Annotated in this window: 17 protein-coding genes; 5 read left to right on the top strand and 12 right to left on the bottom strand. The window is 34.1% G+C overall.

Going from position 1 to position 12,875, the window contains the following annotated elements; all coding sequences use genetic code 11:
- Positions 1-8 precede the first annotated feature (8 nt).
- Positions 9-275, top strand: coding sequence for a spore germination protein (locus tag GHD00_RS13570; protein WP_205600768.1), 267 nt, complete (start codon positions 9-11; stop codon positions 273-275).
- A 422-nt stretch (positions 276-697) separates the two neighbouring features.
- On the opposite strand, the gene GHD00_RS13565 is transcribed toward GHD00_RS13570, so the two are convergent.
- From GHD00_RS13565 to GHD00_RS13535, 7 genes are all read right to left on the bottom strand, one after another.
- Positions 698-985 (bottom strand): hypothetical protein, encoded by a 288-nt coding sequence (locus GHD00_RS13565; protein WP_163538703.1) that lies wholly within the window; start codon positions 983-985, stop codon positions 698-700.
- On the bottom strand, positions 985-1,350 hold the full coding sequence (locus GHD00_RS13560; RefSeq protein ID WP_163538702.1) for a hypothetical protein: 366 nt from the start codon (positions 1,348-1,350) through the stop codon (positions 985-987). The genes GHD00_RS13565 and GHD00_RS13560 overlap by 1 nt, the downstream gene beginning before the upstream one ends.
- Before the next feature lie 5 nt (positions 1,351-1,355).
- Positions 1,356-1,559, bottom strand: a complete 204-nt coding sequence (locus GHD00_RS13555) for a hypothetical protein (protein WP_163538701.1) — start codon at positions 1,557-1,559, stop codon at positions 1,356-1,358.
- Positions 1,560-1,586: 27 nt separating this feature from the next.
- Positions 1,587-2,021, bottom strand: coding sequence for an Hsp20/alpha crystallin family protein (locus GHD00_RS13550; RefSeq protein ID WP_163538700.1), 435 nt, complete (start codon positions 2,019-2,021; stop codon positions 1,587-1,589).
- Between the two features lie 238 nt (positions 2,022-2,259).
- A complete protein-coding gene (locus GHD00_RS13545) occupies positions 2,260-3,558 on the bottom strand; it encodes a TRAP transporter large permease (protein ID WP_163538699.1) in 1,299 nt (432 codons plus the stop codon).
- The gene (locus GHD00_RS13540; RefSeq protein WP_163538698.1) at positions 3,555-4,082 is read right to left on the bottom strand and encodes a TRAP transporter small permease; all 528 of its coding nucleotides are present in this window, start codon (positions 4,080-4,082) and stop codon (positions 3,555-3,557) included. Before GHD00_RS13540 ends, GHD00_RS13545 begins: the two co-directional genes overlap by 4 nt.
- 16 nt (positions 4,083-4,098) lie before the next feature.
- The gene (locus tag GHD00_RS13535; protein ID WP_163538697.1) at positions 4,099-5,100 is read right to left on the bottom strand and encodes a TRAP transporter substrate-binding protein; all 1,002 of its coding nucleotides are present in this window, start codon (positions 5,098-5,100) and stop codon (positions 4,099-4,101) included.
- A 993-nt stretch (positions 5,101-6,093) separates the two neighbouring features.
- Here GHD00_RS13535 and GHD00_RS13530 point away from each other — a divergent pair.
- Both GHD00_RS13530 and GHD00_RS13525 read left to right on the top strand, forming a co-directional pair.
- The gene (locus tag GHD00_RS13530) at positions 6,094-6,690 is read left to right on the top strand and encodes an IMEF encapsulin system ferritin-like cargo protein (RefSeq protein ID WP_163538696.1); all 597 of its coding nucleotides are present in this window, start codon (positions 6,094-6,096) and stop codon (positions 6,688-6,690) included.
- A gap of 27 nt (positions 6,691-6,717) precedes the next feature.
- Positions 6,718-7,566, top strand: a complete 849-nt coding sequence (locus GHD00_RS13525) for a family 1 encapsulin nanocompartment shell protein (RefSeq protein ID WP_163538695.1) — start codon at positions 6,718-6,720, stop codon at positions 7,564-7,566.
- Between the two features lie 85 nt (positions 7,567-7,651).
- On the opposite strand, the gene GHD00_RS13520 is transcribed toward GHD00_RS13525, so the two are convergent.
- The 4 genes from GHD00_RS13520 to sppA all read right to left on the bottom strand — a co-directional run bounded on the left by GHD00_RS13520 (position 7,652) and on the right by sppA (position 10,734).
- Complete coding sequence (locus GHD00_RS13520) at positions 7,652-8,125, bottom strand: hypothetical protein (protein WP_205600767.1); 474 nt, start codon at positions 8,123-8,125, stop codon at positions 7,652-7,654.
- Positions 8,126-8,277: 152 nt separating this feature from the next.
- Positions 8,278-8,652, bottom strand: coding sequence for a 2Fe-2S iron-sulfur cluster-binding protein (locus GHD00_RS13515; RefSeq protein ID WP_163538694.1), 375 nt, complete (start codon positions 8,650-8,652; stop codon positions 8,278-8,280).
- A gap of 603 nt (positions 8,653-9,255) precedes the next feature.
- Positions 9,256-9,720 (bottom strand): RDD family protein, encoded by a 465-nt coding sequence (locus GHD00_RS13510; RefSeq protein WP_163538693.1) that lies wholly within the window; start codon positions 9,718-9,720, stop codon positions 9,256-9,258.
- A 12-nt stretch (positions 9,721-9,732) separates the two neighbouring features.
- Positions 9,733-10,734: a signal peptide peptidase SppA gene (sppA, locus tag GHD00_RS13505; RefSeq protein ID WP_163538692.1), complete on the bottom strand. Its 1,002-nt coding sequence runs from the start codon at positions 10,732-10,734 to the stop codon at positions 9,733-9,735.
- 507 nt (positions 10,735-11,241) lie between these two features.
- On the opposite strand from sppA, the gene GHD00_RS13500 reads away from it, so the two are divergent.
- Together GHD00_RS13500 and GHD00_RS21300 are read left to right on the top strand one after the other, a co-directional pair.
- On the top strand, positions 11,242-11,442 hold the full coding sequence (locus GHD00_RS13500; protein WP_163538691.1) for a hypothetical protein: 201 nt from the start codon (positions 11,242-11,244) through the stop codon (positions 11,440-11,442).
- Positions 11,443-11,931: 489 nt separating this feature from the next.
- Positions 11,932-12,063 carry a hypothetical protein gene (locus GHD00_RS21300; protein WP_276208282.1) on the top strand — a complete coding sequence of 44 codons (132 nt, stop codon included), beginning with the start codon at positions 11,932-11,934 and terminating at the stop codon, positions 12,061-12,063.
- A 258-nt stretch (positions 12,064-12,321) separates the two neighbouring features.
- Here GHD00_RS21300 and mscL read toward each other — a convergent pair whose 3' ends face one another.
- Entirely contained in the window at positions 12,322-12,762 is a 441-nt protein-coding gene (gene mscL / locus GHD00_RS13495; protein ID WP_163538690.1) for a large-conductance mechanosensitive channel protein MscL, read from the bottom strand.
- Positions 12,763-12,875 lie beyond the last annotated feature (113 nt).

The raw sequence follows: 12,875 nt of genomic DNA, 5'->3' as shown, positions 1-12,875 counted from the left end.
TGATAATAATGAAAATTCAATTTGATTCTATAAATATTAACAAAGTGAGTTCGAATGCAGGTGTCTTTGTTGGTTCCAATATTCAATTAAATTGGTCTTCACAAACAAAAGAAAATAGTGCGCAAGGAACAGTAATCGGAGATATGAATCACCTTTCTCAAAATGCTAATGTTGTTTATGACAATGATGTTGTAGATATGCCGATAAAAAATGATACTAATCAAAACAGTGAAAAGGATACTAAAAATAAGATTCCCAATGATCAGGAAGAGTAAGCTGTCTGTTATTAGCTGTTTTAAGAGATGCTCTTATTTACTCATCAAAGCTGTTCTAAAAGGAGCATTAAGCCTCAGATTAGATATGGGGTATAATGGAAATCGGCTCTTATGCCGATTTCTGTCAACCCAGCATATGATATCTTTTTTCTAAAAGGGTAGAGGTATTAATCTTTAATGGAAAATTATTTATATAAGCAAAAATTAACATCTACGTACTCGGACAGGTTACCCTAACACCGGCGCTGTCACAGGACGTACTTATACAGGAGGTACTGACATCTGTGTTGCCTATTAGGAAGTAGGCGAACTTAAAAGATGTTCCATTTTTTCCGATGAAAGTGCAACTAAGCCTCTGTCTTTAACAATATAACGGTACATAGGCAACGTCTTGTCAGCATTTTCGTATGATACAGGAAGGACTAACTATCTTCCTCTTTTATTTTTTCCTCCACCAGCTCCTGTAGCCAATCAGGCATTTCTGCTGTGTCACGGCTAACCAACATATCCATTACCGCAGTATCGTTTAATAAAGAACGCAATCCTTCAATATGGTTTCCATCTCCACTAATGCTCCCTAAACCTTGGCTTTGTTTTTTAAAGCTTTCAAAACCAGATGGGGCATTATTCCCAAAGTTTACACAAGAGGCACCTTCTACTGTTCCTATTCGTATTGTACCAATAAAAAAATTTGGTGATAAAAATGTCATCAATCGTCCTCCTTGTTTAGAAAGGAAATAGAATATCCATCTTTTGTCCTTGTTACTTTGTTCTTATTAAAAGAATTAGATGTTTCTTTTTCTCCGTTCTTTTTTTTGCTTCCTTTTTCATCTTCAATCGTTACACCAAAGTTATTGCCGACATTAAGTGCACCGCTTAAATCTTCAATATCAATTTTATCTAATTGAAAGAGAAGTTTATCAAGAGCAGCTTGATGAATATCAACCTTTTCGATTTGAAAATGGTATTCTTTCTTTTCGTTTTTAAGCTCATATATGTCTTTTTGAAGCTCATATAATTGCTTTTGTAATGCATGTAATGCTGGATCAGCTTTTTTTCGTTTACGCCAAAACAATTAAATCACTCATCTTCAGTATCTGATTTGTTGTTTCTTACAGTATGGATATTATTGAAAACGATATTTCTATTACCAATAATGCTTCCATGCCCTTCCTTTTTTTTTAGTATACTGGAAAAGTTATGCTGAAAGTTATCACCGGAAAAAACAGCCGATGTTTCTTTCAAGTTTTCAATTTCGAATTGCTGGAAACGAATTTGGACCACTCTATTCACCTCCAAAACGTTTTATCTTTATTCAAATCTTACGTTAATTTGCTCTTCATTCCTAATTTTTCCAAGGCGAATTTCAAGAAGGCCGTTCATATATTTAGCAGATACATGCTGAGTAGAAAATGAAAAAGGGATGGGAATACTCCTTTCAAAAGGACCTGTAAACCGTTCATTAATAATTTGTTTTGGTTTGTCTTTAGTCTTAGGAGTTAAATCTGGAATATTTCCGGTAATAATTAAGTTTGTTCCATTCTTCTTTAGGTCAATGTCTTCGATTGAATGTAAGCCAGGCAAATCAAGTAACAGAGTTCCTTCTGTTTGTGTTTCATACAAATCAACATTTGGTCCATTTTTTGGAAAGAGATTCTGAAAATCACTCCAAAATTCCTCCCCTAAGACATCTTTTGCCTCATCAGGAAGCTTAGACCAACTAAATTTCCCAGAATTTCTCTTCAAAACGACCACCTCAAAGCATATATATGCATAAATTTCTTAGATTATTAAACCTTGAATAAATAACATATGGTATCTTATATCTTAATTTGGCAGAAATATGTTTAGGCAGGAATATCTTGTTAAGAACAAGGAAGTACGAAGTTTTATATGTATTAAAATTTGGCAGAATAGAGTTCGACCATGCCAGGCGAACAAAAAAACTTGTGAATCTATTACCCATTCACAAGTTTTTTATCGTTTACAAGCCTAATAAGTTTGGTAAGAATAAACTTATTTGTGGAACATAAGTCACGATTAAAAGTAAAATGAAAATCGCTGCATAAAACGGAAGCAACGGTTTAAGTACTTTTTCTATCTTAACCTTACCTACACTCGATCCCACAAATAACCCCGTTCCAACTGGTGGTGTTATCGTTCCTACACATAAGTTGAGAATAAAGAATATTCCAAAGTGTACTGGATCTACACCGACACTTGTTGCTATAGGCATGAATATTGGTGTGAAAATTAGAATTGCTGGAGCAACATCCATTACAGTACCGATTAGTAACAAGATAACGTTCATTACTAGTAGAATAATGATTGGATTATCAGAAATACTTAAAACTAAATTACTTAGTGCTGCTGGAATACCAGTGAATGCCATCGCAAATGACATCAACGAGGATGCAGCAATTAGGAGCATAATAACACCTGTCATTTCAACTGCTTGAGCCATTACTTGTGGTAATTGTTTAATTGTCATCGTTCTGTAGAATACAAATGCTAATAAGAATGAATATACTACACAAATGGCAGATGCTTCAATTGCTGTGAAAACACCAGTTAATATGCCTCCGATAATAATAAAAATTAAAAGTATACTTGGAATTGCATCTATAATTATCTTTTTCACATTTTGATTTGCCTGTTTAGCTACTACTGGATAATTTCTTTTTTTAGCAATAATGAATGAAACAACCATGATAGCTAAAGCCCAAAGGATACCAATGACGTATCCCCCCATAAATAATGCTGCGATGGAAGTGCCGCCACTAATCAAGGAAAAAATGATGAATCCAGTACTAGGTGGAATAACCATTCCAGCTGGAGCAGATGCAATGTTTACTGCTGTAGCAAACTTACGATCATAACCTTCTTTTTCCTGAAGAGGAACCATTACCCCACCAATTGCTGTAGATGCAGCAATTGCAGAACTGGAAATAGATCCAAACAATCCATTACCAATAACATTTGTGTGGGCCAAAGATCCTGGAACCCGACCTGCTAGTAGCTTGGAAAAGTCCACAAGTTTTGTTGCAATCCCGCCATTATTCATGATTATTCCAGATAAAATAAAGAACGGAACCGCTACCAACGAAAAACTATCAATACTAGCAACCATTTTCTGTGCAGAAGTGAAAACGGCTATATCTAAAGGTAGAACTAGTAATACTGTTGATAAGGAAGCCACTGCGATACTAATTGCAATTGGTATTCCTAAGGCCAATAAAACAGCAAAGACAAGAACTAAGATTAAACTGGCTTCTAATATCATATGATTTCACCTACTTTGTTATATTCATCCTCTTCCTTATCTTCAGTTACCGGGGCTTTTTTTTCTTTAATTACCTCTACAAGATTGTAACAGCTATAGAAAGTAATCAATATACCAGATACAGGTAATGATAGGTAAACTAATCCCATTGGTATTCCTAATGATGGTGACATTTGAGCCATAGTAAGGGATATTGCTTTCCCTCCACCAAAGAGCATGACAACTAATGAAAAAATTAAGAATATAGCTTGAATAAAAATCTCTAAACCTAATTTTTTACTCCCTTTGAAACGATCACTAATAATTGTAAATGCAATGTGACTCCTTTTGCCAACTACATAAGATGCAGCTAACATTGATAGCCAAATTAAACTAAACCTCACAAACTCTTCTGTTAACGTACTTGGATTATTCAAAATATAACGAGCAATTACTTGCCAAGTTGTAATCGATACCATAACAAGGAATAAAGTAGCTGTTATAAATAGAAGTGTTTTATCTACATACTTCTTTACTGATTTCATTTGATTACCTCCTAACTTATTTAGCACCCATCTCTTGGATTGCTTTATAAAGTTCACTGAATTCTTCACTGTTCTTAAATTCTTCATGGAGTGGTTGAACCGCTTCTTTAAACGGCGCATTGTCTACATCATTAAACTCGACACCATGTTTTTCTTTAGCCATTTGCTTTTCTTTATCAACAGCAGCTTTCCACACTTGCTTTTCATATTCTGTTGATTCTTTAGCTGCTTCATAAACTGCTTCCCTTTGTTCCTCTGTTAATTTATTTAAAGATGCTTCGTTCATTACGACAATATCAGGAACTCTTGTGTGTTGATCATATGAATAATACTTCGCCACTTCACCATGACCTGCAGTTACTAACACAAATTCATTATTTTCAGCACCGTCTATAATACCTTGTTGTAAGGAAGTGTACACTTCTCCACTACCCATAGGTGTTGGTGAACCGCCCAATAGTTGGATCATTTTGATTGCGGTTTCACTTTGCATAACACGAATCTTCTTCCCTTTTAAATCGTCTGGGGACTGTACAGGACCTTCTGTCATATAAAAACTTCTTTGCCCTGAGTCATAGTAAGTTAAACCAACAAAACCAAGCTCTGATGTCGACTCATAAATAGGTTTCATAATTTCTTCATTTTCCATTACTTTGTAAAAATGTTCTTCTCCATTAAATAAATAAGGAATTCCAAAAATGGAATAACGATCCGAGAAACTCTCTAGTGCAGATCCACTAACTTTCGTAATATCTACTGCACCAGTCTGTGTTAATTCGATTAACTCCCGTTCTCCTCCTAATTGAGAATCAGGATAATACTTCACTGTTACTTCTCCATTTGTTTTTTCCTCTAGTAAGCGTCCAAACTCTGCCATTGCATCTTTTACAGGTTGTGCATTACTTGCATAAGCGAATCGTAAAACGACTTGGTCTTTAGCTTGTGTTTGTACACCGCATCCAGTAAACAAGGCAAGTAACATAACACCTGCTAAAAAAAATATGATATTCTGTTTCATTTTCATTCCTCCTTGGTGACACACACTAAATATAAATAATCTGAATATCTATTAAACTATAAAGAAAACTCGTCAATTGACGAGCTTTTGGCGAAGTCAGAGACGTAGTTGCACTTATCTATATTCCTAAAATTGCCCACCACGTCGAAATTGGCTTCCTTGCTGACAATTTATGCTTTCTTATACGGTAAATTAGGAATTCTTTAAAGAATCCCCTTCTTACAATTCTATATTTTCTAAAATTGCAATGATAATTAGCAGTAAAATAAGGTATGTAGCCATAGTAATTAAGTTAAGTTCTTTGATAGTATTCCTTCTTCAAATCCAGTTTCAAATCAATTATTCACAGCGTTAAAGCCTTTTCATTTTTAATTAATTATGTTTAAAGCTTATATATTCCATACAAATCGACATCTTCAGGCAAATTCAAACTTGCCAACTTCATAGTCTATTAAACCATCAAAGTTTAATAGAAATTTACCTGTATTTTCTTTGATTTATGAAAGAGTACCATTTCTTTTTCACGAGTAAGATCATTCTTACATTTTAAACTCCAACTTGAATCAGATATGATACTTTTTTATGTTGCAGTAATTTGTATGTATTTTACATTATAAAGGTAATGCAGACAAATATCAACACAAAACAACAATAAATATTGTTATTCCCAAGTATACAAAAACAAGAAGCCTTTTGTTTTTGCCCATATTTTTAATCGCGTGCTAATTTCCCACACAATTCAAAAGACTTTCCATTACTTTTGGAAAATAGATCAGATGATTACTCCTCCTTCAATTTCAACTTCGTATTTTCGGTAGGCTCCATATCCATACAAATTCTGGAGCCTAAGAAAATAAATAATGTAAGTTTTTAAATTATAAGTTTTATTTGTCTTAAAGTTTGGCAAAAATTAATAATATTAGGGATTATTAGTTAGACGAGGTATTAAAACCTATTAACTTTAGAAAAACAATAAAGAAAGGAAATTGTAAGATGTCCAATTCTTTTATTGAACTAAATGAAATATTTTTGAGAACGAGAGAGAATATCCACGATTTTATGGCCATTTTAACTCCACGCATAGAAAACGCACAGGATGATCATGAACGTCTGTATTATCATCACATTTATGAAGAAGAGGAACAAAGGCTTGATCGATTAAATGCATTAATTCCTAAGCTGGATTACTTTAATGACAACGACAATGCCAGAACAGCTGACAATTTCGAATTTATACACATACTGCAGGATATTAGCCTCGAAAAGTTTGGCTTACATAATTTTCTAGAACATCTTGATTTAGCTTTATTTACATTTAAAGACACGGAGCATGCCGAGAATCTAACACGGATGCGTAATTCGACTGATACAGATTATCAAGCCATAAAAGTAATATTATCTGATTTGAACGATACCTTTGATGGAGCTGCATCAGCACCTGGTTCCGTACCGACAGATGAAAAAGAAGATGTTAACCAACATTTAAAAATTGATAAATATACAACAAATGATGATCAACAACAAAAATATGTTGTAAATGATTCTGATAAACCAGCAAAACAATTAACGGTTGGTAGCTTAAAAAAATAATTTTGGTAAAATAGGAGGTTTTGATACATGAATAAAACAATGACATACCATGATGCACCATTATCGGAAAGGGAGTGGGAAAGGCTTGACGAAGTTGTTATTGAAAATGCTCGCCGCAATTTAATCGGAAGACGATTTATTGATATTTATGGTCCATTGGGACAAGGGGTACAATCAGTTATAAATGATGTTTTTGATGAGACTGGGGAAGGACAGCTAAGCTTTCACGGAGAAGACCTGGAAACATCTAACTCTACCAAACGTATCCATTTGACTATTCCATTGTTATATAAAGATTTCACCTTGTTTTGGCGTGATATAGAGCAATCTCGAGCGTTAGATATCCCGATAGATTTTTCTCAAGCTGCTAATGCTGTAACGCAATGTGCACTGTTAGAAGATGATTTAATCTTTAATGGATCATCACAATTTAATATATCTGGGCTATCTAACGTAAAAGGCCATTTATCGCATATTCGCTCTGATTGGATGAAATCAGGAAATGCGTTTAATGATATTGTTGAAGGACGAAATAAGTTACTTCAAATGGGACATAGCGGACCATATGCCTTAGTATTATCACCTGATCTCTATGCAATACTTCACCGCGTTCACCAGGGCACAAATGTTCTTGAGATTGAACATGTGCGTGAATTAGTAACGGACGGTGTTTTTCAATCACCAGTGTTAAAAGGCCAAACTGGAGTGTTGATTTCAACAGGAAGGCATAATCTAGATCTTGCTATTGCAGAAGATATGGATACAGCCTATATGGATAGTGAACAAATGAATCACTTGTTTAGAATTTACGAGTGTATTGTGCCTAGGATTAAACGGCCGAGTGCCATTTGCACATTAGAAAATCCAAATGAATAAGTATAAAAAAGAGCCAAAGCTTTAGAAATCCTGCGTTTTGGCTCTTTTCTTATGTGTAGAAGTTATCCATCAAGTAACTACTCTACTATGCTATTTTAAAGAAATTGCTTTCCTTCTGTGTAAGTAAAGAAAATTTAATGTCGTTTAAATTTTCCACATTCTTATATCCTATGTCTTCTATAATAAGTTTAGCTTCTTCAACAAACGGCTTCGTATATGCACCTTGGTCTGCTTGGCATAATCGTTTTAAGTAATTTACTTTTTCTTTTATCTTCATTTCACGATAATATTCATTCTTAATATCCTGAACCCGTTTGTGAACAGGTGATTTGATTGTGCTAATATCATTCACGTGAATTATCATTTTCGTACCATTATCTGTAATAAAGCAAATCGTATAAAACGTTGATCCTGAATAATCAATATTTGTGAAAACTGGAAATTTGAAAGTTTCCCCTGAACGAAGCCGAATCTCCTCCGCTTCAATAACTCCACCAATTTTTCGCTCATTAGAAATAACCGTGTAAAAATCATGATAACCGTTAATTTGATTTCCCATTTTCCACCCTCCACAATAATTAATGATAACGAATCTCATTATCATTGATATTGATTCTCATTGTAAATGAAAATCAATGGATCGTCAATGGGAATTTATGGGGGATAAAGTGACATCATGATCATAGCCACTATTGTGATAGAATATTATCTTCACTTAACCATTGCTTGACAGGCTAAACGATAGCCTTTATTCACTTTAGCTTCCAGCTTCTTATGCTCTTTATTTGTCGGTTCTTCTAAATATTCCATTCCCCTTAATACGTTAATCATACACTGTCCACAAGTACCTTTTTTACATTTAAAGGACAGTTTTTGTTTTTGATTTAATGCCGTATCAAGAAGTGTATGATTTGCTTCAGGAATAATTTTATAAATTCTATTATTTTGGACTACGTCAATTTTTTCTGATTTAACACCTCTCTTTATATCTTTTTTAGTCGACTTTTTTTCATTTTTAAAGTTATTAGTTAAAGGTTTTACTGTATTTTCTTTTAATGACCCAACTGTTAATCTACGATTATCCATGCTCATATCTCCTATTTTAATATTAATTTATATTTATTAGTAATTTAATTTTATCTAATAACAGTAGTTTCCTTTGCATCTATTTCATAAACCAAATATGTATATTTTTTCATTTTTTTTTAGTAATTCACTTTATCTTTCTTTGATGTTGGGATTGAATAAAATAACTCGAACTCTGCGATTTTATTACAATAAAAACATTTCCCTGCAAACCTTTCACCTTTGACAAATACTACATGAGGTGTATGAAGGTGATTAATTCCGTTTATCATGTGTTCTCTACACACAAGTAACAAAAAACTCCTCCTCTCTATTATAAATCTGTCCTACTACATTTTTATTCATGTGCTTGAAAAATAAGTACTGTTGGACAAGTAGAGAAATTCACCACATTCTAAATAGACCTGCAAATATTTTAAAGCCATTAGTGATGGATAATGGGATTTAAACTTAAAAAAGCGCTCATCGTATATATCGATGAACGCTTTAGATATGCCCTTATGCCTAGCTCTAAATTCTTTACTTTTATTTTATTATCTTTTCAAGATCGGTTTTAATGTAGTTGGAGGGGCCTTGATCGATATGATACAGAACCCCTAATCCTTATTCATCAAATACAACACGGGTATTTCCGATCATATCATGGATTCCTTGTTTTTGTTCTGTAAATGCAATCACTATGTACAAAAATACAGTGATAAAAAACACACGATGAATGAATCTTCCTATCACTTCTCTAAAAAGAAGATCACTCCATTTTAATGGTTCTGCATCCTGCCTAATGACTTTTAAGCCAAATATCATTTTTCCCAACGTCTGGTTGAACCATTTCGTCATGAACAAAAAGTATAGATATAACACAATAGAACTAAGAATTCCGGTTACAGTCCAGAACCCGATATCCATTCTCGCACCATCATTGATAAAGTGAAACGGAATAAGCAGGATACCATTTATACTAAAAACAATTATTAAATCAGCCAAGTACGCCCAGAATCGCATCCAAAATCCTGCGTACCTTCTATCCGTAGTTGGTGTTGAATCATATCCAACGTGCTCTTCACTCATAACAACCCCCTCCTATCTTGAATATAAATACATGGCACGTGGTGCATTATTTTCCCGCAACAGATTCTTAATACCAATTAAATCGGATTCCGAGCCAAATATGCTTTTAATCGTTCCGCCAAGAAACTGGTTAATACCCAAGCCCTGTTCGTATTCAACGACTTGTGCATTGCCCATTTCATGATCATCCTTCATCATTTCAATGGTATCATGTAACGAACCAAGTTCATCGGCAAGTCCTAGCTCTTGTGCTTGTTCTCCAGTATATACTCGGCCATCACCCAATTCGCGCACACGGTCCTCAGACATGTTCCTTCCTTCGACGATTACTTGTACAAAGTCAGCATACATGTCATCGATAATCGTTTGCAATATTTCTCGTTCATCATCTGTCATTTCACGTGACATTGACATGATGTCTTTATATTCACCACTCTTAATCGTGTTAAAATCTATACCATGTTCTTCAGCAAACTCAGCAAAATTAAAACTTTCCATAATCACACCGATGGAACCGGTCAGTGTAGCATGATGAGCAACAATTTTGTCGGCTGGCGCTGAAATATAATAACCGCCTGAAGCCGCAGTATTTCCCATCGACACATAGACAGGCTTATTATATTCCTCCTGTATTTCTACGATTTTGTCATGAATTTCCGCACTTTCTACCACACCGCCGCCAGGTGTATTTACACGTAAAATAATCCCGTTAACACCTCGATCTTCCGCAGCATTATTCAGCATGTCTAAAAATCGCTTATGGTTATAGGAATTCGTATTAATCACCGTGTTTGCAGTTGTATCTTGAATCACTCCATTCAAGTGAAGCACTGCAATTTTATTGGTAGGTGAGCCTTTCTCGATTATCTTTTCATTTAAGTCATTATCTAACTCTTGTAAATTAAACATCGATTCAAAGTCTGCAGTTGCCATGCTTATTAAGGATTGAAAAACTAATGAAACAAAAAATAGCGCTGCTGCAACTGCTAGTGCGATCCAACGTTTTGCGTTCATATACGTACCTCCATTTCGTCTTACTATACCCTAATAAATCATACATGATTTTACAATTGATTTCGAGTTATATAGTTTTACCGGTTACCACCCAAACTTTGTCATTAAAAGCTGAATTATTGTCAACTGAGCATGAACCGATCCTGCCCCCCTTGTCCCAGCTTACCCCTAGTTTTGAATGACTAAACACTAAAGAAAACTCGGCAATTGCCGAGCCTTTAGGCGACAGCATAGCCATAGTTCCCTTGCATGGGCTAAAACCAGTCACGTCCTGTGACCAACACCGATACTAGACCATCATGGTCGTCGTACTTCGAACCTTAAAATTTTCACTACTTTGTTAACTTCCTTTTATATCGGAATAAATAGGATTACAAATAGCATCCATTAATGTTTGTCGGATAGTTCTACACTTTTTTTTATACAATTTCGGAACAATAAATTTGCAACCGCTTTCAAAGTGTGTTATATTATCATTAAAATAACAATTAACTAGAAGGTGATATAATGAATTTTTACGAAGAATTGCCTCATGATGTATTGATTGCTTTTTATAACGAAATTAATAAAAATATTGAAAAAGGAATAATTACTAAATCTACATACTACGAATTAGGTCTAATCATCTCCGTTATGAATAGAAGAGGTATTATTTCAAATAATCCAATTCAACCTCAAACAGACAAGCACGTAACAATTAGCGCTTAAAGATACCAGTATGTCTATGGATATAAATATCACAAAAATTAAACTTTGATCCTTTTCTACCTCACTCACCTAAGTTTGACTTCCAATAAAGCTCATACAATATGAATAACAACTATCATAAGTTAAAAAGCAAGACAGACTCCTGCCTAATTGTCTTCTCGCCCACCTGTCACGTACAAGTTAAATCAGCATCAAAAAGGACAGAAACCATATCCCAAATTGGAATTATCCGGGACGGTTCTCTTTGTCCTAGAGACAACCTCATAGTTGTTTTTGGCAAGTAAAAAATGTGCCTTACGTACTTCTAGGAATGAAGAAAGAGCCTCCATTTTTTAATTATGGATGGAAAACGTGGGACATTTGTGTACTTCAAGTACAAAAGGAATTGATATGAACCAGGTGGTTTTATTAGTTACTGGCACCTAGGTGAAGCTATCAATATAAAAAAAGTATAAATATATCTTAAAAGATAGAAAGAAGTGAAACGAGTTGGAAAACACATCAAGAGAAGAACTTATAAACAAACAATTAGAAAAAATTGCTGATAAAAACCCTAGAATCAAACAAGTTCTAAATATGTTAGAAGATGAAAGTCATGCCAATCGTGTTGACCAATCATAAAAATATTAGTTATTTAACACCATAGGGATGGGACATAAAGCCTATCCCTATTTCCATGTCTATAAGCATGGAACGAAGTCTCTTAACACCTCTTGGTATATGATAAGAGCAATCGCATATATCCTCGTCATTTGCTAGCAAAAATTAAATAGCAGTAAAACCATAAACTATGTGATACACACAGTTATACTTTCTATAAATATAGGTTTTACATCTATTTCTTAAAGTTAAGAGAAAAGATTACATGTATAGCATTATTTATTTTGCCTTCAATTTGATAACTGTTTCATTCGATTTATTTTTCTTCTTGTTATTTTCCATTAATTCTTTTCTTTTTAAAATATCCCGAATCTCTGTTAACAGTTCTACGTCGGTTGCTGATAACTCTTTCTCCAGCTTTTTTTCGCTCTTTTTCAGATGATGTTTATTAAAAACCTTAATGATCATAAAAATTGTGAAGGATATAAGAAGGAAATCAACCATTGATTGAACAAAATTCCCATAAGAGACTACCGCTCCTCCAATCCTAAAATGAAGGGATTCAAAATTAACTACACCTATTATAATCCCGATTACCGGCATAATCATGTCTTCCACTAGAGAGTCAACAATTTTACTAAAAGCCGCCCCAATTATAACTGCTACCGCTAAATCTATAACATTTCCCCTTGAGATAAACTCCTTAAATTCTTTCCACATAATCCACCTCACATATAGCATTTACTGAAATCTATGCGAGGAAGGCATGTATATGCGGAATAGCTTTCGTTTTATTTTCTAAAGAGAAACTTGGCTTATCGCCAAGCACTGGT

Source organism: Gracilibacillus sp. YIM 98692 (assembly GCF_010993965.1).
Taxonomy (GTDB): domain Bacteria; phylum Bacillota; class Bacilli; order Bacillales; family Amphibacillaceae; genus Gracilibacillus.
The sequence above is the reverse complement of the archived record's forward strand: the minus strand, read 5'-3'. Positions and strand labels throughout refer to the sequence as shown.

What these genes read in the sequence shown, in the direction of transcription:
- mscL (WP_163538690.1), bottom strand. Translation starts at nt 12,762, where the DNA reads ATGTGGAAAGAATTTAAGGAGTTTATCTCAAGGGGAAATGTTATAGAT.
- GHD00_RS13535 (WP_163538697.1), bottom strand. Translation starts at nt 5,100, where the DNA reads ATGAAACAGAATATCATATTTTTTTTAGCAGGTGTTATGTTACTTGCC.
- GHD00_RS13540 (WP_163538698.1), bottom strand. Translation starts at nt 4,082, where the DNA reads ATGAAATCAGTAAAGAAGTATGTAGATAAAACACTTCTATTTATAACA.
- GHD00_RS13565 (WP_163538703.1), bottom strand. Translation starts at nt 985, where the DNA reads ATGACATTTTTATCACCAAATTTTTTTATTGGTACAATACGAATAGGA.
- GHD00_RS13545 (WP_163538699.1), bottom strand. Translation starts at nt 3,558, where the DNA reads ATGATATTAGAAGCCAGTTTAATCTTAGTTCTTGTCTTTGCTGTTTTA.
- GHD00_RS13525 (WP_163538695.1), top strand. Translation starts at nt 6,718, where the DNA reads ATGAATAAAACAATGACATACCATGATGCACCATTATCGGAAAGGGAG.
- GHD00_RS13570 (WP_205600768.1), top strand. Translation starts at nt 9, where the DNA reads ATGAAAATTCAATTTGATTCTATAAATATTAACAAAGTGAGTTCGAAT.
- GHD00_RS13515 (WP_163538694.1), bottom strand. Translation starts at nt 8,652, where the DNA reads ATGGATAATCGTAGATTAACAGTTGGGTCATTAAAAGAAAATACAGTA.
- GHD00_RS13530 (WP_163538696.1), top strand. Translation starts at nt 6,094, where the DNA reads ATGTCCAATTCTTTTATTGAACTAAATGAAATATTTTTGAGAACGAGA.
- sppA (WP_163538692.1), bottom strand. Translation starts at nt 10,734, where the DNA reads ATGAACGCAAAACGTTGGATCGCACTAGCAGTTGCAGCAGCGCTATTT.
- GHD00_RS13510 (WP_163538693.1), bottom strand. Translation starts at nt 9,720, where the DNA reads ATGAGTGAAGAGCACGTTGGATATGATTCAACACCAACTACGGATAGA.
- GHD00_RS13520 (WP_205600767.1), bottom strand. Translation starts at nt 8,125, where the DNA reads ATGGGAAATCAAATTAACGGTTATCATGATTTTTACACGGTTATTTCT.
- GHD00_RS13500 (WP_163538691.1), top strand. Translation starts at nt 11,242, where the DNA reads ATGAATTTTTACGAAGAATTGCCTCATGATGTATTGATTGCTTTTTAT.